At 61.4% G+C, this 19,446-nt stretch carries 17 protein-coding genes; 10 read left to right on the top strand and 7 right to left on the bottom strand.

The genetic code is table 11. The features are described from left to right. Positions 1-305: 305 nt before the first annotated feature. A complete protein-coding gene (locus ABIE18_RS08115; RefSeq protein WP_499722271.1) occupies positions 306-1,043 on the top strand; it encodes an ATP-binding cassette domain-containing protein in 738 nt (245 codons plus the stop codon). An 80-nt stretch (positions 1,044-1,123) separates the two neighbouring features. On the opposite strand, the gene ABIE18_RS08110 is transcribed toward ABIE18_RS08115, so the two are convergent. Continuing rightward, positions 1,124-1,492 (bottom strand): hypothetical protein, encoded by a 369-nt coding sequence (locus tag ABIE18_RS08110; RefSeq protein WP_499722174.1) that lies wholly within the window; start codon positions 1,490-1,492, stop codon positions 1,124-1,126. Between the two features lie 328 nt (positions 1,493-1,820). After that, on the bottom strand, positions 1,821-2,270 hold the full coding sequence (locus tag ABIE18_RS08105) for a hypothetical protein (RefSeq protein WP_499722173.1): 450 nt from the start codon (positions 2,268-2,270) through the stop codon (positions 1,821-1,823). Positions 2,271-2,461: 191 nt separating this feature from the next. Here ABIE18_RS08105 and ABIE18_RS08100 point away from each other — a divergent pair, with 191 nt between their 5' ends. Then, positions 2,462-3,994 (top strand): SpaH/EbpB family LPXTG-anchored major pilin, encoded by a 1,533-nt coding sequence (locus tag ABIE18_RS08100; protein ID WP_499722171.1) that lies wholly within the window; start codon positions 2,462-2,464, stop codon positions 3,992-3,994. An 11-nt stretch (positions 3,995-4,005) separates the two neighbouring features. Here the strand turns inward: ABIE18_RS08100 and serB are convergent, their stop codons facing one another. Further along, entirely contained in the window at positions 4,006-4,899 is an 894-nt protein-coding gene (serB, locus tag ABIE18_RS08095) for a phosphoserine phosphatase SerB (protein ID WP_499722170.1), read from the bottom strand. A 111-nt stretch (positions 4,900-5,010) separates the two neighbouring features. On the opposite strand from serB, the gene ABIE18_RS08090 reads away from it, so the two are divergent. From ABIE18_RS08090 to ABIE18_RS08080, 3 genes are read left to right on the top strand one after another with little or no spacing between them, the layout of a single operon-like run. Further along, positions 5,011-5,796, top strand: a complete 786-nt coding sequence (locus ABIE18_RS08090; RefSeq protein ID WP_499722169.1) for an ABC transporter ATP-binding protein — start codon at positions 5,011-5,013, stop codon at positions 5,794-5,796. A gap of 18 nt (positions 5,797-5,814) precedes the next feature. Next, on the top strand, positions 5,815-6,600 hold the full coding sequence (locus ABIE18_RS08085) for a sulfite exporter TauE/SafE family protein (protein ID WP_499722167.1): 786 nt from the start codon (positions 5,815-5,817) through the stop codon (positions 6,598-6,600). Positions 6,601-6,607: 7 nt separating this feature from the next. Beyond that, entirely contained in the window at positions 6,608-7,501 is an 894-nt protein-coding gene (locus ABIE18_RS08080) for a TrmH family RNA methyltransferase (protein ID WP_499722166.1), read from the top strand. 36 nt (positions 7,502-7,537) lie between these two features. Here ABIE18_RS08080 and ABIE18_RS08075 read toward each other — a convergent pair whose 3' ends face one another. Beyond that, positions 7,538-8,923 (bottom strand): NAD(P)-binding protein, encoded by a 1,386-nt coding sequence (locus tag ABIE18_RS08075; RefSeq protein ID WP_499722164.1) that lies wholly within the window; start codon positions 8,921-8,923, stop codon positions 7,538-7,540. A 282-nt stretch (positions 8,924-9,205) separates the two neighbouring features. On the opposite strand from ABIE18_RS08075, the gene ABIE18_RS08070 reads away from it, so the two are divergent. Beyond that, a complete protein-coding gene (locus ABIE18_RS08070) occupies positions 9,206-9,463 on the top strand; it encodes a type B 50S ribosomal protein L31 (RefSeq protein ID WP_223932840.1) in 258 nt (85 codons plus the stop codon). An 87-nt stretch (positions 9,464-9,550) separates the two neighbouring features. Beyond that, positions 9,551-10,669: a lipoate-protein ligase LplAB gene (lplAB, locus tag ABIE18_RS08065; RefSeq protein ID WP_499722162.1), complete on the top strand. Its 1,119-nt coding sequence runs from the start codon at positions 9,551-9,553 to the stop codon at positions 10,667-10,669. On the opposite strand, the gene pepN is transcribed toward lplAB, so the two are convergent. Beyond that, complete coding sequence (pepN, locus tag ABIE18_RS08060) at positions 10,666-13,269, bottom strand: aminopeptidase N (RefSeq protein ID WP_499722161.1); 2,604 nt, start codon at positions 13,267-13,269, stop codon at positions 10,666-10,668. The genes lplAB and pepN overlap by 4 nt on opposite strands. A gap of 4 nt (positions 13,270-13,273) precedes the next feature. Beyond that, positions 13,274-14,338, bottom strand: a complete 1,065-nt coding sequence (locus ABIE18_RS08055; protein WP_499722160.1) for a YeiH family protein — start codon at positions 14,336-14,338, stop codon at positions 13,274-13,276. Positions 14,339-14,449: 111 nt separating this feature from the next. Between ABIE18_RS08055 and ABIE18_RS08050 the strand changes: the two genes are divergently transcribed. The 3 genes from ABIE18_RS08050 (at position 14,450) to ABIE18_RS08040 (ending at position 17,863) form a co-directional block, all read left to right on the top strand. Then, positions 14,450-16,006, top strand: coding sequence for a circularly permuted type 2 ATP-grasp protein (locus tag ABIE18_RS08050; protein WP_499722159.1), 1,557 nt, complete (start codon positions 14,450-14,452; stop codon positions 16,004-16,006). 82 nt (positions 16,007-16,088) lie between these two features. Further along, complete coding sequence (locus ABIE18_RS08045) at positions 16,089-17,015, top strand: alpha-E domain-containing protein (RefSeq protein ID WP_216925742.1); 927 nt, start codon at positions 16,089-16,091, stop codon at positions 17,013-17,015. Then, positions 17,012-17,863, top strand: coding sequence for a transglutaminase family protein (locus tag ABIE18_RS08040; RefSeq protein ID WP_477515641.1), 852 nt, complete (start codon positions 17,012-17,014; stop codon positions 17,861-17,863). Before ABIE18_RS08045 ends, ABIE18_RS08040 begins: the two co-directional genes overlap by 4 nt. 76 nt (positions 17,864-17,939) lie before the next feature. On the opposite strand, the gene ABIE18_RS08035 is transcribed toward ABIE18_RS08040, so the two are convergent. Beyond that, positions 17,940-19,391, bottom strand: coding sequence for an SDR family NAD(P)-dependent oxidoreductase (locus ABIE18_RS08035; RefSeq protein ID WP_499722158.1), 1,452 nt, complete (start codon positions 19,389-19,391; stop codon positions 17,940-17,942). Positions 19,392-19,446: the final 55 nt, after the last annotated feature.

Below are 19,446 nucleotides of genomic sequence, written 5' to 3'. Positions count from 1 at the left end.
AAGAAGCCCAACTCGTTATCATGGACGAGGTTGCTGCGTCGCTCCCTGATCATGACGTCGCCGTCCTGCATCAAGTCTTGAGGATGCTGGTCGGGCAGGGGCGTGCGATCATCTACATCACGCACCGCCTTGATGAAGTCCGATCCGTAGCCCACCGCATCGCCGTCATGCGGGATGGCAAGGTTCACAAAATCCTGGAAGCCAGCCGGACCGACGTCGACGAACTCGCTTTCCTCTTGCTTGAGCACAAGCTGGCAAATAACTCCAGGCCCACTGATCCGGCACCCGGAGATGAGGCTATGCGGGTGCTGGAGCTCACTGTGGAAGACAGTATCCGCGATATTTCCTTCAGCGTATCCAAGGGTGAGATTTTCGGTTTGGCCGGAACACATCGCTCAGGCATTTATCAATTGCTTGAAGCGCTGGTAGGTATTCGCCCGAGCACCTCGGGCCAGATTTTCATGCAAGGAAAGCCTGTACAGATCCGGGGGCTGCAGGATGCACTCCGTTTGAAGATCGGCTACTTGTCAGACACCGCAGATACCCTGGAATCGGCAAGCGGAATCGTTGAAGGCCTTCAGCGCAGTGACGATGCTGCCGGAGCGAATTTACAGGATGAGATCACTCAGCTTCGTGGCGTGATCGAACTGGTTCGCCGCATGCGCATCAACACGACAAACATTCATGGCGCCATCACCACTCTTTCGGGCGGCGACCGCCAGAAGGTGCAGCTTGCCAAATGGATGACCAGTGACTGCGATGTGTTGATTCTTAGCCACCCCAGCCGCGGCATAGATGTTGGGGCCAAAGAGACGGTGTACAGGATGCTCCAGGAGCTCAGCCGCACAGGGGTTGCCATCATCCTCTTGTCGTCGGATTTGTCGGAACTGGTCAGCTGGTGCCATCGGATTGGTGTGATGCGCAACGGCGAAATGGTGGCCATCGAGGCAAATGCCAATACCAATGAAGACGCCCTGGTGCACCATATGCTGGGCGAGAAGTTCACTTCCGGCAGTGGGGAAGCCCGCCGCGTGAAGAGTTGACGGCACTGTGCCCTTCCTGACATGAAACCGAAAGGGGCGACCGCGAATGCGCGGCCGCCCCTTCACTCTTCCTGGGAAGGTCAGATGGTAATTCCCTTGGCGAGGTTGTTGAGCTTGTGGCGCGCCAGTGCAAGGTTTGCGTACGTTCGGTCCAGCACCAAGTAGACAAACAGGCCCTTGGCACCACCTGAGTTCAGAACGTTAATCAGGTGGTACTGCGAACCGAGCGTGATGAGGATATCTTCGATATCGGTGTCCACGTGGAGGTCCGCCATGGTGCGGAGTTTTGCACTGACAACATTTGAGTTGCCGGCTGCTGCCACACCCAGGTCAAAGCCAGGGTTTCCGCCCTGGGCCAAGGCCATTCCGCTGGAGTAGTCCACGACGGCCGCGCCTGTTGCGCCCTCTATGGACAGCAACTGCTTTATGGATTCGTCAAGCGTGCTCATATTTTGTTCTTCCTTTTCTTTTTTATCATCACCGATATGTGTGAAGTAGACCGCGCGGGTTTCCTGGTACATAGGCGCATTGAGGAGTGATTCATCCTCACCGGCATGCACTTCAGCAGGCACAGACTTTTCCTGACGTTTCCACCATCTCCGTGCGTGCCCCGAACTATTCACTTTCTGCCCCTGCTGGTATTGATCCCGGGCTGCCTAATGCATCACGGCTCCGTCTTGGAGTTTCCAACTTTACACATTGAGAAGCCACTGGAACGCACTGTCTCAAGAAGTGAACCAGTTAGTGACAATCGCATAAATTATTCCGAAGTTGGCGTCACGAAATGCGACCACGTGCCTCCGAGGTGTTTCTGTGCAGCGCCTTTCGATTAATGAAAGCGACGTTAATAATGTGGTCTGCTCCAGCCTCCATCGTATTTTGGAAGATGACTTGATACGGAGTACGTCCAATCAAAAGGGCTATCCCGTCAGGAGCCCTGTCCGGCGTTTTGGACGCATTTGCCAGCATGTCCCGGAAACCCGGGTGGTTCTCCACGTGCCCACGGATCCCGGATTGATCAAAGGATGCCAAAGTAGACAACCACACAGTTCCATCTGCCTCGACAACTCCGTGAGCCGGGTAGACGACGTGGCCGGTTTCGGTGGCGAAGCCCGATTCTGTTGGAAAGATCTTGAACCGCGCACACCAGGTGGTGAAGTGCTTCCTCAGCACACCGTCAGGATCTGCAGAAACAACAGACCTGCAAAGGGTTTCATGCTCCAGCAACGCATCTCCTTCGGATGGGCAAGCCGACGTGCGCCAACCGGCAGGCGTCACATCTGATGAGTGTCCTGGAAGCGCCAATCGTTTCGCTGAAAACGTTGTTGAATCCGCAACATGAACACTGCGCCAGCGCTACTCGCATGGTGGAGGTCCTTGGCCAAGTGTCGGGGCACCATCAATCGAAGGGGAAAAGAGTGATCAATCAACGCGCCTCACGACATTGGCGAGCGGCCACTGCCACCTTGATCGGGACGGTGCTGGCTGTGTCGCTTTCCGTCGCGCCGGCTTCGGCAGCCCCGGTGATCAATAGTGACCAAACCGGTTCCATCACCGTTCACAAGTTCGAGAAGCCGATCCCTGGTGGCGGCGGCAACAACAGCGGCGGCGGGAATGGGGGAGGCCACGACGGTGGCGGCAATAACTTTTCCCGCGCCGTTCCTGACACCACCAGCCTGACGCCCCTGCCTGGTATCGAGTTCACGATCCAGCAGGTCAACACCATTGATCTATCCACCAATGCTGGCTGGGACGCGGCACACAACCTTAGCTATGTGTTTGCATCGTCAGATCCGTCCGGGTCCATCACTGCCGCTGGATACACCCTGGGTGCCAGCCACGCCCAGGTCACTGCTGCCGACGGCACTGCCATCTTCGCCAACTTGCCCATAGGCCTGTATCTGGTGACCGAGACAAACTATCCTGCCGGTGTCACCCCGTCGGCTCCATTCCTTATCTCGGTGCCGATGACCGATCCGGATAACCAGGACAACTGGATCTACGACGTCGACGTGTACCCGAAGAACTCTGTTTCCGGTGCGGAGAAGATCGTCACTGATGCTCCCGACGTCAAGCTCGGCGACCAGGTCGATTGGACGATCACGGCTGATATCCCGAACGAGGCTGTGATTGACGGTTACAAGGTGGTGGATCAGCTCGACACCAAACTGACCTACGTCGGTACGACAGTCAGCCTGGAAGACGGTACTGAACTTGCTGAAGGAACCGAGTACGTTGTGAGGTTCGATGCCACAACCAACACCGTCTCGGTGGACTTCACCGATGACGGCCGTGCCTTCCTGGCCTCCCGCACCGGAACCCGTGTGCAGATCGTTGTGAGCACCAAGGTCAACACCATAGGTGAGATTGAAAACGTCGCACTTGCCTACCCGAACGCTGCGAGCTTCAACATCACCCCCGGCCAGCCCGGCGGGCCGGTAGTAACGCCGCCTGTCGTTACGAAATGGGGCGGGATGACGTTGCAGAAGGTCGACGAGAATGCTGCCGCCCTGGCCGGCGCTTCTTTCTCGGTCTACAGCAATGAGGCTGATGCCAGGGCAGGCACCAACCCCGTGGATATTGACGGCCAAAGTGTCTTCACCGTTGCCGGCGATGGAATGTTGACCATTTCAGGCCTGCGCTACTCGGATTGGGCCAACGGTGCGGCCGTTGCACCTGGGGACGCGGACTACCGCACCTACTATCTGGTGGAGACCACGGCGCCGGCAGGCTACGAACTGCTTGCCGAGCCTGTGTCCTTCCTGATCAACTCCACCACCACAGCCGTCGGCATTGACCTGAGCGTCAAGAACATGCCGTCCAACGCCGGGTTCGAGCTGCCTTTGACCGGTGGCGTAGGTTCGGCCCTGCTTTATGCAGCCGGCGCTCTTCTGGTCATTGGTGCCGGCCTGCTGTTCGTCCGCAACCGCAGGGCAGATAACAACAGCTAGGCACCTGGGGTTCAGACGTTGGCTATGTGCCGCACGGCATCAAGGTACGGCATGTTGATGACGGCGTCGGCCACCGCACGGACGGCCGGTTTGGCGTTAAAGGCAACGCCAATTCCGGCCGCTCCCAGCATGTCGAGATCGTTGGCGCCGTCGCCCACTGCGATGGTGTGCTGAAGGTCGATCCCCTCGGCAGCTGCCCACTTACGCAGGTACTTCTCCTTTGCTGCGCGGTCAATGACGTCGCCCAGCACCCTGCCGGTCAAAGCGCCATCGACGATTTCCAGCTCGTTGGCAATCCAGTAATCCAGGCCGAGTTCTTCAGCTATGGGCCCAAGGATCTGGTTAAAGCCACCGGAAACCACAGCCACCACGTGGCCCGCCGCCTTGAATGCGGCCACCAATTCTGCTGCGCCAAGGCTGAGGCGCACTTCCGCACGTACAGAGTCGACGACGGCTGCCGGCAGCCCTGCGAGGACCTCAACGCGGGCGTAAAGGCTCTGTGCGAAATCCAGCTCCCCACGCATGGCTGCTTCGGTAACAGCTGCAACTTCGTCGCGCTTGCCTGCATAAGCGGCAAGCAACTCAATGACTTCCTGTTGGATCAGCGTGGAATCCACATCCATGATGAGCAGTTTCCTCGGAGCCTGGCGAAGGGCCTCCGGAACGATCGCAGTATCCACTCCGGCATCCGCGGCCTCAGCCACCCGCCGTCGAATGGCTGTCAGGTCTTCGGGCGTGATTGCATCAACGGCGAGACCGGCCGTGTGAACACCAAAGCGGTCGTCTCCGGACTGTGATTCCGATGACACTGCCGCGCCGGCATCAGCCAGCACTTTGCGCACGTTATCAAGCGATTCAGGGGACAAATTCACGCCATAGCTGACCGCAGCCAAGTTCGAAGTCATGGCATCAATCCTACTGAGCGCGCTACGTTCACCCGAATTCGTTTCTCCGCAGCAACGAGGACATATGCCCGGTTATCAGTCATCTGTATTTTTGTCCTAGTGTCTAGTGCTATGAGTGATGTTCTGGAATTGGCTTCCGTCAGCGTTGTCCGAGGCAAGAAGACCCTGCTGGACAAGGTTGACTGGCAGGTCAACGAAGGCGAACGCTGGGTCATTCTTGGCCCCAACGGCGCAGGCAAAACGACGCTTCTCCAGATTGCTGCAGCCCGCATGCACCCGTCCAGCGGAAGGGCAGGGATCCTTGACGAAACCCTGGGCCGGGTTGACGTCTTTGAACTGCGCCCCCGCATCGGCCTTTCCTCGGCAGCACTCGCTACCCAGATCCCGGAACACGAGAACGTCCTCAACGTCGTAGTGACTGCGGCCTACGGCGTCACCGGCCGCTGGCGTGAAGGATACGAGCGCGACGACGAGCGTCGTGCCTTTAGCCTCCTGAATGACTGGGGGATGGGCCCACTGCTCAATCGCACGTTTGCCACGCTTTCCGAAGGTGAGCGGAAGCGGGTGCAGATCGCGCGCGCACTCATGACCGATCCCGAACTCCTGCTCCTGGATGAACCGGCTGCCGGACTCGATCTTGGGGGGCGCGAAGAGCTCGTGCACAAACTCGGTGAACTTGCCAAGGACGAGGCAGCTCCGGCGATGGTCCTGGTGACCCACCACCTTGAGGAAGTTCCCCCGGGATTCACCCACGCCATGCTGCTGCGCGAAGGTGGAGTGGTGGCAGCCGGTGCCATCAAGGACGTCCTCACGGACGAGCACCTAAGCAACACCTTCGGGCTGGCCCTGGACGTCACGGAAAACGCCGGGCGTTACACGGCAACCGCCCGCCGCTAGGCGGGCCCGAGGTCGACTGTGGAGATTCTTAGCAGCATCCTGGTCTTTTTCGCGGGCTTGTGGGCCGGCACCATCAATGCGGTGGTCGGCTCCGGCACCCTCGTGACTTTTCCTGTGCTCATCGCGCTGGGCGTGACTCCAGTGGTTGCCTCCATGAGCAATGCCATGGGCCTGGTGGCCGGCACTGCCGCCGGAGCGTGGGGGTATCGCCGCGAACTCGCGGGCCGCGGCAGGCAGCTGATGAAGCTACTTCCGGCCTCTCTGCTGGGCGGTATCACGGGGGCTTGGCTGCTGCTTCATCTGCCGGACAAAGTCTTCCACTATGTGGCCCCCGTCCTGCTGGTGCTCGCGCTGCTGATGGTGGTGTTCCAGCCTCGCCTCCAGGCCTCGGTGCGAAACCGTGAACAGAACCCGGAGCATGCCCTCAGGGACCGGAGCCACGGCATCCTCCTCGTGGTCCTGGTTTACCTCGCCGGCGTTTACGGGGGCTACTTCGTAGCGGCACAAGGGATTCTGCTCGTGGGAATACTTGGCGTGTTCCTCACCGGGACCATGCAGAACGCCAACGCCATGAAGAACATCCTGGTGCTCGGCGTCAACATGGTGGCCGCTGTGTCCTACCTGATCTTTGCCTTCGATCGCATTAACTGGCTCGTGGTCCTGCTTATTGCCGTGAGTTCAACCATCGGTGGCCTGGTGGGATCCAAGGTTGGCCGGAGGCTTTCCCCGCGTGTCTTGAGGGCGGTTATCTTTACCCTTGGCATTGTTGCCCTTGGCTTCATGATCGCCAATCTGCTGAAATAATCGGCCGGTGACGTTCCACTACCTAGAGTCCGCCGATGATCCCCGCGTGACCGACTACACCACGCTGACCGACGTGCACCTTCGCAAGGTTCGCGAGCCTGAAGAAGGCATGTACATTGCCGAATCCTCCAGGGTCCTCCGCCGTGCATTGGCAGCAGGTCATCAGCCACGCTCGTTCTTCCTGGCGGAGAAGTGGCTGGAAGACCTCGACGACGTCTTCCAGGCTTATCCCGACGTTCCGGTGTTCATCGGCAAAGCCAAGCTGCTGGAAGAAATCACGGGTTTCCATCTGCACCGCGGAGCGATGGCAGCCATGCACCGTCCGGCACCCGTGCCGCTCTCGCAGCTGCTCGCGGGCGCGCGCCGGGTTGCCGTACTGGAAGACATCGTGGACCGCACCAACGTGGGTGGTTCCAAAGTGCAGGGGGACGAAAGGGCTCCTCTTCGAGGACGATCGAGGATCGCGGTCCTTGAAAACCTTACCGACCATACGAACGTAGGAGCGATTTTCCGCAGCGCGGCAGCCATCGGTGTCGACGCTGTACTGGTCTCGCCCCAGTGCGCCGACCCGCTGTACCGGCGCTCCATCCGGGTGTCGATGGGCACCGTGTTCCAGGTGCCGTGGACGCGGATCGAGTCGTGGCCTGGAGACCTTGAGGTCCTTAAGGAAGCAGGCTACTTCGTTGCCGGCATGTCGCTTGGCGAAGGGGCCATTACACTCGATGAGCTGGTCGCCCAGGACCATCCGAACCTGGCGCTGGTTTTCGGAACTGAAGGCGATGGGCTGAAGCCGGAGACTGACCAGGTGCTCGACGCGCGCGTAACAATTCCGATGATGAATGGCGTGGATTCGCTGAATGTTGCCGCGTCATCCGCTGTGGCGTTCTACGCGACAAAGTAGTGGCCCCTCAGCGATCGCGGCCCGACGACGGCCGGGTCACGCCGAGGCGATGAGGCGGGGGAGGTTGGAGAGCGCTCCGGCGGCATGGGCTCGGCTGCGCTCGTGAGCCTCGGGGATGCGTGGGTCGTCGGCGTAACGCTCCAGCTCGGCGAAAGGATACAGCCGGCTCGTGCGCGACCATGCGGACACGGCCGGATGCTGGCCGCGTGCCCGGGCGTTCGCCATCAGCGCGGCGTAGGCGATGAGGAAGTCGACATTCCGATCCCAGAGGTGCAGCGGGCGGCACAGCTTGTTCTTCTGGTCGTCGTCGTGGAGTTCGGCTTCGACGACGCCAAGCATCGCGTACTGGAACGAGACGGTGCCCCAGAACATCGGCTGAAGCGTGATGCGGCCAGGTTCGAAGATCGGACGAAGTGGAGGCCGGACGAGCCCCGACGCCGCGCAGTGGACGTGCAGCGTTTCGCGTGTCGTGGGGATGACACCGTCGTCGAGGATGATGCGGTCGCGCTCGACAGTACGCACGTGGCCGAGGCGGACGACATCCGCGATTTGCCGGAGGAGGGCGATCTCGGCTTCTCCGACGATCGCGCCGTGGAACATCGTGGGTGGCACCGAGGGATCAACCCGTAGCAGGATTCCCTGTTCGTCGAGCCGTGCGAAGAGATCGTCAACCGTCGTTGCTTGGGCCATGGCCTCGATCTGTGCGGCGTTCGCGACGTACTGGTCGACGACCAGGTCGTGCGGCTGCAGGTAGCGTCTATTCGGCCACCAGCCCTCGCGGGGTTTGATCCACGTGAGGTCGGCGGGATCCACACCCCGCTCGAGAAGCCACACGCATGTGTCGAGGGCGGTCTTTCCCGCGCCGATCACGGTGAAGCGTCCGGCCGGGTGGGCGAGTCGGGCGAGCCCACCGGTTGGGATGCAGCGGACTCCATCGGCCACGGCGAACGGCGGGGCGGAGGTAGCGGGGATGCGCCCCTCGAGATACCTGGCATCTACCACGCGGCGGCGCACGGTGACGGGCACGGTGCGGCCGTCCAGGCGGGAGACGATCCGATCCTCGTCAACGAACTCGCACTCGGGCAGGTACACTACACGACCGGTCGGCAGGAAGACCCGCGTCATCGCCTCTTCGAAATGCGCGCAGATCTCGCTCGGGCCCGCCAGCTCGTACATGCCTGCATTCGTGCCGCTGACGTCGCGCCTGCTGGCTCCGAATGGCACGGATTCGACGCCATAGAGGCTCGCGGGCTGGTGCAGCCGAACGAACGGATATGCGTCCTGCCATTGTCCCCCGGGCGCGTGCCGACGATCTACGATTGCGACCGTGGCATCCGAATGCGCGAGGATCCGGTCGGTGAAGACCATCCCCGCTGTCCCAGCGCCGACCACCAGATAGTCGGCTTCGATGCGCCCGCGCATGCACTTACAGTAAACCCGGCCGTCTCCGCAGGGAAAAGGGCTTCACTGTTGCCGCCATGGAATTGACCGAGGACGCCATTGATCGTGACGAACTCGCTGCCCGCAACATACCCAAACTCGGGGAACGTCCGCAGGACTGAGCCTGGTTCGTGCACCCGGCTGGTTTCGGCTATGATTGATTGTTGGCCCGGCCGCTGAAATTTCTACATGGCAGCAGGCGGACCACCTCCATTCATACCTGGCAGCTGGCAAAATCCAGTTGCGTGAACAAAAGGTCCCATTATGAAGTCTGATATCCACCCGAAGTACGAAGCTGTTGTTTTCAACGACCTGGCTTCCGGCACGAAGTTCCTGACCAAGTCGACTGTGTCTTCCTCGAAGACCATCGAATGGGAAGACGGAAACACCTACCCGGTTATCGACGTCGAAATCTCTTCGGAGTCCCACCCGTTCTACACGGGCAAGCAGCGCATCATGGACTCCGCTGGCCGCGTCGAGCGCTTCAACGCTCGCTTCAAGGGCTTCGGCGGCTCGAAGTAACCACTTCACCCCAAGGCTTTTCGAAGGCCCGCATCGCTGGAATTTCCGGCAGTGCGGGCTTTTTCGTTTTCCGGCAAGATGGAACGCATGACGCCCCAGCCCGCACACGAAGAACACCTTAACGACATCAACGACATCAACGACGGCGTCACGCGCCTTCACGGGGAGTATAAAGTTCCCGGGGGCAAACTCGTGGTGGTGGACCTGGATGTCCGGGATGGCCGGCTGGCCAACGTTTCACTGAGCGGGGACTTCTTCCTGGAGCCCGACGAAGCGCTGCAGGACATTAATGCCGCGCTGACTGGCCTGCCCGTGACGACCCCGGCTGCAGACATCACTGCGGCCGTCTCAGCAGGGTTGTCACCAGAGTCCGTACTGTTTGGATTCTCTGCAGAGGCGGTTGCCGTGACTGTCCGCCGTGCGCTGTCCAAAGCCACGGGCTGGTCCGACCACCAATGGGAAATTATCCCGCCGACGGTCCTGCCCACCGAGGTTAACGTTGCACTCGACGAGGTGCTCACGGAAGAAGTCGGCGCGGGACTCCGAAATCCCACCCTGCGCTTCTGGGACTGGGAAGAACCTTCAGTGGTCATCGGGAGTTTCCAGTCTGTTCGCAACGAAGTCGATCTTGAAGGCGTGTCCAGGCACGGCATCACGGTAGTCCGCCGTATCAGTGGTGGCGGTGCAATGTTCATGGAAGCCGGCAACTGCATCACCTACTCCCTCTACGTACCGCAGACGTTGGTGGATGGCATCAGTTTCGCTGATTCCTACGCCTTCCTTGATGCATGGGTCATGGCGGCGCTGGAGAAGCTTGGCATCACGGCCTTCTACGTTCCCCTCAATGACATCTCCACTGAGCAAGGCAAGATCGGGGGTGCGGCCCAGAAACGGCTCGCCAACGGAGGGATGCTGCACCACGTGACCATGAGCTATGACATCGACGCCGACAAGATGGTGGAGGTCCTGCGCATCGGCAAGGAAAAGCTCTCAGACAAAGGCACGCGAAGCGCCAAGAAGCGAGTGGACCCGTTGCGCCGTCAGACCGGCTTGGCCCGCGCCGCCATCATTGAGGCCATGCAGGAAGTCTTTACGGAACGGTACGGCGCAGTTGAGTCGCGTCTGTCGGACGACGAACTTTTGGAAGCCAGGAAGCGGGTAGAAACCAAGTTTGGCACAGAGGAGTGGCTGAACAGGGTTCCCTAACCGGCCGCCTGCGCCGTCAGGGCCCGCAGCAGGTGGCTGCGCTGTTCGATAATGATGCGGCGCAAAGCACGGGGTGCATCGGTATGCTCATGCAGCCACTGGTCAGTCTTTACCAGCACTGGATGCGTGATCGGCTCCATGCCGGCCGCCAGATCCTGGGCGCCGGGGTAGAGGCCCCTGACGATCCTGCCTGCGATTTCGATACTGCGCTCCGCCCAGACACGTTCCAGGCATTCAAAGTACGGCTCGATGTATGGCTCCAGGAGGTCTCTGGGTGCAATGGTGAAACCCGTGATTGTTGCACTGAGGATCTCGTTGGAGAGGTCGGTATTGTTGACGGCTGCGTCCCAGGCTGCCGCCTTTACGGAGGCGTCAGGGCGTGCTGAGGAGGCTACTGCATGGCCTTCGCGGCCGGAGGCCGTCTTGTCCGCCTCAAGTTCAGCATCCAGCTCGCGCTGCATGGCTTGTCCGTGGGCGGCGAGGGCCTGCCGGAAACTCCAGCGCAGTTCGGCATCGACGGCCAGGCCGTCAATGATCGTGCCGCCTTCCAGGATGCCCCGCAGCAGGGGGAGCTCGCTGTCGCCGTGCCTGGAAACATCGGCCAGGGTTCTGGCCCACGCAAGCTGGTGGTCGGATCCAGGGGCTGCGGATTGCAACTGGGCGGCGGCGACTGCCAGGAAGTCCTTTCGCACGCCTTCCCGCATGACAGCCGGGACATAACGTTCAATAGCGGTGGCTGCGTTGCCCAGCACGTTCAGGAGGACGCCGATGCCGGTTTCGGCGGGAGCGAACTGTTCGACGGCGGCAACGTACCGAACCGCTGGCGTAGCGCCATCCCGAGCCGAATCCCACAGGGCGGTCCAGCACAGCGCACGTGCCATGGGGTCTTCGATAGTGCCCAGGGAACTGCGGACCGTGTGCTCCGAAAGGGCGTCCAGCCGCACCTTCGCGTAGCTGAGGTCCTCGTCGTTGACCAGCAGCAGGGCGGGCCGGGGCTTCCCTGCCAGTTCGGCCACCAGCGTGCTCGGGCCGGAGACGTCCAGCTCGATGCTCTCTCTCCGGACGAGGTGGCCGGAGGAATCAAGGTCATACAGGCCCAACCGGAGTCGGTGGGGCCGCAACTCCTGCTTGCCCGTCAGGGGGTCGGTCGCATCCTGTTGGAGCGTCACGGCGCCCATGATCCCGCTGTCATCCACAATGTCTGCGGTGATGGTGGAAATGCCCGATGTCTGCAGCCACTGGCGCGCCCAGCCGGCAAGGTCCCTTCCCGACGCGACGCTGAGCGCCTGCAGAAGGTCCTGCAGCGAGGTGTTGCCGAACTCGTGGTCCCGGAAGTACTGACGGGACCCGGCGATAAAGTCGTCAAAGCCTACGTAAGACACCAGCTGCTTCAGAACAGAGGCCCCTTTGGCATACGTGATTCCATCAAAGTTCTGCTTGGCCGCCTCGAGGTCCGGAATATCGGCAACGATGGGGTGCGTGGTGGGCAGCTGGTCCTGTACATAGGCCCAGGCTTTGCGTTTACTGGCGAAGTTCACCCATGCGGTATCCCAGTCAGTGGCCCGGTCCACGCCGAGGGTCCCCATGTAGTCAGCGAAGGATTCCTTGAGCCAGAGGTCGTCCCACCAGGTCATGGTGACGAGGTCGCCGAACCACATGTGCGCCATCTCGTGCATCAGGGTGTTGGCGCGCGCCTGGTACTGGGCGTCTGTTGCCCGCGAAGCGTAGACATACTTCTCAGTGAAGGTGACCAGCCCGGGGTTTTCCATGGCCCCGAGGTTGTACTCGGGCACGAACGCCTGATCGTATTTGCCCCAAGGATAGGGGTAGTCGAAAAGCTCGTTGAAGAACGCCAGCCCGCTCTTGGTCAACCGGAAGAGTTCATCGGCATCGAACGACTCCGCCAAAGACGCGCGGCAGTAAAGGGCCAGTGGCACGTCAAGGCGGGTGCCGTCGTCGAGCCTTGCTCCCCAATGATCAGTGGCCTTGAAGTAGGGTCCGGCGAGGATGGTGGTGATGTAGGTGGACATCCGTTTGGTGGTAGCAAAATCCCAGCGGTGGGCCGACGCATCATCCGCCAGAGGCGTTCGGGCGGTCTCCATGCCATTGGAGGCGACTTCCCAGACTGCCGGAGCGATCACGTGGAAAGTGAATTCTGCTTTGAGGTCGGGCTGCTCGAAGTTCGCGAAGACCCGGCGGCTGTCGGCCGGTTCGTACTGGGTGTAGAGGTAGCACTGGCCATCGGCGGGGTCGACGAACCGGTGCATGCCCTCTCCGGAGCGGCTGTAGAGCGCTGTGCCGGTCACAGTGACAGTGTTTTCGGTAGCCAGGCCTTCCAGGATGATCCTGTCCCGGTCCACCACACGCTCAACATCAAGCGCCTTGCCGTTCAGCACCACGGACTGCACTCCGCCGCTGATGAAATCCAGGAAAGTAGCTGCACCGGGTATGGCTGAAAACCTGATGGTGCTGGTGCTCGGGTACCCTGCGGTTGCGGGATCTGCCGCGTCGCGGACATCGAGGGTGACGTCGTAGCTGTGGGTGGTGATCAGGGCTGAACGTGTTGCGGCTTCGTCGCGCGAGAGATTGTGATTCGACACACAGCTATCTAATCATGATCCAAACGGCGCCCAGGCCCAGCGTTGCGATCAGCAGCCACGATCCCAGTGCCACAGCAACGGCACGGCCCCCTGTATGAACGAGGGTGCGCACCCGCACCGCGGAACCGAGCCCAAACAGGGCGGTCGCGAGCAGGATGTCCTGTACTCCGGCGGCGGCTTCCAGAGCCGCCGGCGGCGCCCACCCCAAGGTACGAACGCCCACCATCGCGATGAAGCCGAGGACAAACAGAGGGACAATTGGCGGAAACCGGCCATCGCCGTCGTGCTCTCCTGATTGACCTGACACGCCGTTAACCCGCCGCCGCACGTGCATCACCCGCTGGTGAAGCCCTGCCGCCGCCGCGATGGGCGCCAAGAGCACCACCCTCGTCAATTTAACGACGACGGCGACAGCCAGTGCCGCTGTCCCCGCAGTTTGGGCGGTGGCAACCACTTGGCCGACATCATGTACTGACGCACCGGTCCACGCTCCGAATTGTTCCGGGTTCAAGCCCAGGGGGTGCATGAGGAGGGGGAGCACTCCAATCGCCAGGGTGCCACACAATGTCACCAACGCCACGGGAAGAACAGTGTCCTGGTGCTTGACCCGCCTTACCGCTGCCATGGCACCGATGGCCGACGCCCCGCAAATGGAAAACCCTGTGGCGATCAGGAGTGCCGCCTCATCCGGAAGGCGGAGGATCTTCGCGAGTCCGTAGGTCCCTGCGAAACTCAGTAACACCACGGCTGCAATCAGAAGCAGTGACAACCACCCCAATCCGAGGACGTCGCCCATGCTCACCTTGAGTCCAAGCAGGACGATTCCGGCACGCATGAGGTGCTTCCCGGCGAAGTCCAGGCCTGGCCGGGCGCGCCCCGCCGCCCAGACAGCAGTGCCCGGTATATTTGCAGAGAGCAGGCCCAGTGCAACAGCAAGCGTCATGACGGGAATGACCCCCAATGCCGGAAATACCGCGTGGACGGTGAAGGCGACCCCCGTTGCGGCAATACTCAGGACCAACCCCGGCCCCAGCCGGGACAGTTGGAGGGCAAGACTGTTCAAGGGCATGCCTCAACCCTGCCGGATGGGGGCACCGAAAGGCGAACCGGGAGTCTCCGGAAACCGCGACACAATCAGTGCGAAATGCGCTTGACTCAAAAAGGTGATTGTCTAATTCCCATGTCTGACCTATTTCAGGATTATTCCGAGGCCGCTGCGCGCAGCGGCGCCTACGACGAGATGTTCGCCCCCGGCCACGTCGCCAGAAAATCCTACGGTCAGGTTGCCGGTGCACTGCGCGAGCTTTCCCTGGCCGATGTCACCGCCCGCGCCGATTCCATGGCACGCACGTTCCTGGACCGCGGCGTGACCTTCGACTACGCGGGGGAGGAGCGGCCGTTCCCGCTGGATATCGTTCCCCGCGTTATCCCCTCTGACGAGTGGGACGTCCTTGAGCGCGGCGTGGCACAGCGGGTCAAGGCCCTCGAAGCGTTCCTCAACGATGTGTATGGCCGGATGGCTGTAGTGACTGATGGCGTCATTCCCCGGCAACTCGTCACCACCAGCGCCCATTTCCACCGTGCGGTTCACGGCTTCGAGCCTTCCGGTGGTGTTCGCGTCCACGTCTCCGGCATCGACGTCGTCCGTGATGCCGAAGGCACCTTCCGTGTCCTTGAGGACAATGTCCGTGTCCCCTCCGGAGTGAGCTACGTACTGGAGAACCGCCGCGCCATGGCCAAAGGCCTGCCCGAGGCATTCGGGCAGCAGCACATTCGGCCCGTAGAGGAGTACCCCCGCCGGCTCCTCTCAGCGCTGCGCAAGACCGCACCGGCCGGCGTCGACGATCCCACGGTTGTGGTCCTCACGCCTGGTGTCTTCAACAGCGCTTATTTTGAGCACACTCTCCTTGCCGGACTCATGGGCGTGGAATTGGTGGAAGGCCGGGACCTGATCTGCCGCGGCAACCGTGTGTACATGCGGACCACCGCCGGCGAACAGCGCGTGGATGTCATTTACAAGCGCATCGACGACGACTTCCTGGATCCCTTGCAGTTCCGTTCCGATTCCATGCTCGGTTGCCCTGGCCTGGTCAACGCCGCCCGCGCTGGTGGCGTAACCATCGCCAACGCGGTTGGCAACGGCGTGGCCGATGACAAGCTCGTGTACAGTTACGTGCCTGACCTGATCCGGTACTACCTTCACGAAGAGCCGATCATCGCCAACGTCGACACTTTCCGGCTCGAGGAAAAGGAAGCCAGGGAACATGTTCTGGACCGCTTGGGGGAGCTGGTGGTCAAGCCCGTCGATGGTTCAGGCGGCAAGGGCCTGGTCATTGGCCCGGATGCTTCCAAGGAGGAGCTTGACGCTTTGCGGAAGCGCGTGATTGCAGATCCGCGTGGCTGGATCGCCCAGCCCGTTCTTCAACTCTCGACGGTGCCCACGCTCTCCGGAGACAAATTCGGCCCGCGGCACGTGGACCTCCGCCCCTTTGCAGTCAACGACGGCGACGACGTCTGGGTCCTTCCCGGCGGCCTGACCCGTGTGGCGCTCAAGGAAGGTTCCCTGATTGTGAATTCCAGCCAGGGCGGCGGTTCCAAGGACACCTGGGTGTTGGCCAATTCGCCACAGATGCCTGCCGAGATCATTCCGCGCCAGTCCGTGACGGTGCGCGAACAGGTTTCTGTGTGGCCCGTGGAAAGCAATTGGCGGGACCGCCAGACGGAGCAGCAGCAGTGATCCGGATTGCAGGCCTCAGAGGGACCCCTGCTGCATTGACCCCTGAACTTCGACAAGCACCACGCGAAGGAGGCGCAGTTTCATGCTGAGCCGTATTGCCGAGTCACTTTTCTGGATCGGACGCTATGTAGAGCGGGCCGACGGCACTGCCAGGATCCTGGACGTGCACCTGGAGCGCCTGAACCACCTGCCGCTTGAAGAGCAACGCAGTGTTGCCCGTGAACTCCTCGCCGTAATGGGCGCGAAACCACAAAGCGAAGACTTCGGTTTGCCCGAGTTGCTGCATGCCCTTGCCTATGACAAGCAGAGCGCGTCCTCCATCGCGGGCTCGCTTGGCGCCGCACGTGAGAACGCACGCAGGGCGCGGGAGACCGTCTCGCAGTCACTCTGGGAAAGCCTCAACACCACGTACTACGGCCTCAGCCAGCATCGCAAGGACGTCGTGGGAACCTACCGTTTCTGCAACTGGGTCCTTGAGCGGACCGCCATGGTGCGCGGACTGGCGGATACCACCGTCAGCCATGACGAGAGCTGGCTGTTCATGGTACTCGGGCGGTCGCTTGAGCGGGCCGATATGACAGCACGCATGTTGTCCACGCGGGATGTCCAGTCCGCGGGAATGTCCTGGGTGAACATGCTGCGGTGCGCCGGCGCGTACGAGTCCTTCATCCGGACCCGGAGGGCCGCATTTGGCGACCAGCACGCAGCCGAGTTCCTGCTTCTGGACCGTTTGTTCCCGCGCTCGATCGTCTACGCCCTGCGCGACGCGGACGAGTGCCTGGCAAAGCTGGATCCTTCAGCACAGCGGGTCGGCTTCATCAACGATGCCCGCCGGATTGTTGGGCAGGCCAGAACGTTCCTGGAGTTCCACAGGACGGATGACTTGATGTCCGAATTGCCCGAGCATATGGAACGTGTGCAGAAGGCCGTTACCCAGGCTTCGGACGCGATTTCCCGTAAGTACTTCAATCAGGCTGATGAGCACGCCTGGGTGGGAGAAGTTTCATGACCCGGCTGAGCATCGTCCACAAGACGGCCTACAAATACAACCGACGCGTGACGTTGTCCTACAACGAGGCCCGGATGACTCCATTGACGGACGGCCAGCAGGTGGTCCTGGAATCCTCGCTGAAGGTTTCGCCCAACCAGGCCTCGGTCAGCACCTACCGCGACTACTGGGGCACTCGCGTCACTGCCTTCGATATGCAGATGCCCCACGAGAGCCTCGAGGTCCTTGCCACGGCCACGGTGGAAGTGCACCGCACCGAGCGCGTGGCAACCGAGGACGACATCGTCGGCTGGGACGTCATCGCCTCGGAGAAGATCCAGGACGAATTCAGCGATTGGCTGCCCCAGTCCCGCTTGAGCGGTCCGGGTGAGGAAGTCCTCGGCATCATTCCAGGCGTGGTCGACGGTAAGAACCCCCATGAGGCGGCCTTGGCGGTCTTTTCGTGGATGGCCGGCGAGATGACGTACATGAAGGGCACCACAGGTGTCACGACGAATGCCGAACAGGCGTGGACGCAACGCCAGGGTGTCTGCCAGGACCTTGCCCATTTGGCCATTGGCGCATTGCGTAGCCGGGGCATACCAGCGCGCTACGTTTCGGGCTACATCCATCCGCGATCGTCCGCTGACATCGGCGAAACCGTTGCCGGTCAGTCCCACGCTTGGCTGGAGTGGTGGGACGGCGAATGGCGCAGCTGGGATCCCACCAACCATAAGCCTGCCGGCGACTACCACGTGACTGTGGCGAGGGGACGGGATTACCGGGATGTTCCGCCCCTGAAAGGCATTCTTTCCGGCGGCGGAGGTTCGGGGCTATCCGTTTCCGTGGAGATCACCCGCCTCGCATAAGTAGTTTGTGAACAGATATGGCCCCCAAGAAGCGCTTGGGGGCCATATCTGTAAACACACTCGAAGACTTTTGGATTTACCAGGGTGAGGGCTTGTAATCCTTGAGGAACACACCGTACTGGTCCTCGCCGTTCTCACCCATCACGATGGGGTCGTACACGCGGGCAGCACCGTCCACCAGGTCCAAGGGCGCATGGAATCCTTCTTCCATCAGCCGCACCTTGGTGTAATGCGGACGTTCGTCGGTGATCCAACCGGTGTCCACGGCAGTCATGAGGATGCCATCGGAATCCAACATTTCCTGCGCACTGGTGCGCGTCATCATGTTCAAGGCAGCTTTGGCCATATTGGTGTGTGGATGCCCCGGACCCTTGTAGGCACGGGAGAACTGCCCCTCCATGGCCGAAACGTTCACGATGTACTTTCGCCGTGCCGTTGAACGCTTCATGGCATCGCGGAGACGGCTGACCAGCAGGAACGGAGCTGTGACGTTGCACAGCTGCACCTCGAGCATTTCGAGCGGATCCACTTCGTCCACTACCTGCGTCCAGCTGTTGATGGTGGCGAGGTCAGGGACCAGCCCACCGGCATCGATAGCCGTTCCGGATTCGATCCGGGCCAAAGACGCCGAACCTGTAGAGAGCGCCAGGGAAGTGATCGCGTCTCCGGCAAGGACAGGATGTTCGGTGACGCTGCTGGCCAGGGCCAGGGGATGCTTGTCATGGGCGTGGCCGAACGTGACCAATTCGGGGCCTCCGTTGACAGCCTCCAATGCGGCCGGCAAGGGCTCGTCCTCGGCGTCAACCAAGGGTTTGTAGGCGTTGCCCGAGCGTCGCACGGTTTGCGCGGCATTGTTGATGATGATGTCCAGCGGGCCGGCCTTGTTCAGGGAGTCCGTCAGGGCCATCACCTGGGCGGGATCACGGAGGTCGATGCCAACGATCCGCAGGCGGTGCAGCCAATCCGCGCTGTCTTCCATGGCAGCAAACCGACGGGCTGCGTCCTTGGGGAATCGTGTTGTGATGGTGGTGTGGGCGCCGTCCCTGAGCAGGCGCAGCGCAATATACATACCAATCTTGGCGCGGCCACCCGTCAACAGGGCGTTGCGACCCGTGAGGTCCGTGCGGGCGTCGCGTTTGCTGTGGCTGAACGCAGCGCACTCGGGGCACAGCTGGTGGTAGAACGCATCCACCTGCGTGTAGTGCTGCTTGCAGATATAGCAGGGACGTGAACGGATCAGGTGGCCCGCGACCTCGCCGGTGGCTGAAGGAGCAAGCTTGTTGCCACGGGTTTCGTCATCGATGCGGTCCGGCGCAGCTGTCGCAGTGAGGGCAAGGACTGCACGGTCGGCTTCCGCGATCAGGTCCCGCTTGGTGACCCGGCGGTGCCGCTTGACGGCTTTGAACATCTTGCCCGTTGCACGGCGGACCGCGACGTAGTCCGGGTGCTCCTCGTCGTAGACGTGGATTGTGGTCAGAACCTTGAGGCAGGCCTGGATCTCTTCAGGCGTCAGATCGGTGGAGCTCATTGACCTGATTTTACAGCCTTGGGAGCCTGAGGCCTGCCTCGGGTTCTACCAGCGC

It is taken from the genome of Arthrobacter sp. 2762 (assembly GCF_040548745.1).
In the GTDB taxonomy this organism is placed as follows: Bacteria; Actinomycetota; Actinomycetes; order Actinomycetales; family Micrococcaceae; genus Arthrobacter.
The sequence above is the reverse complement of the archived record's forward strand: the minus strand, read 5'-3'. Positions and strand labels throughout refer to the sequence as shown.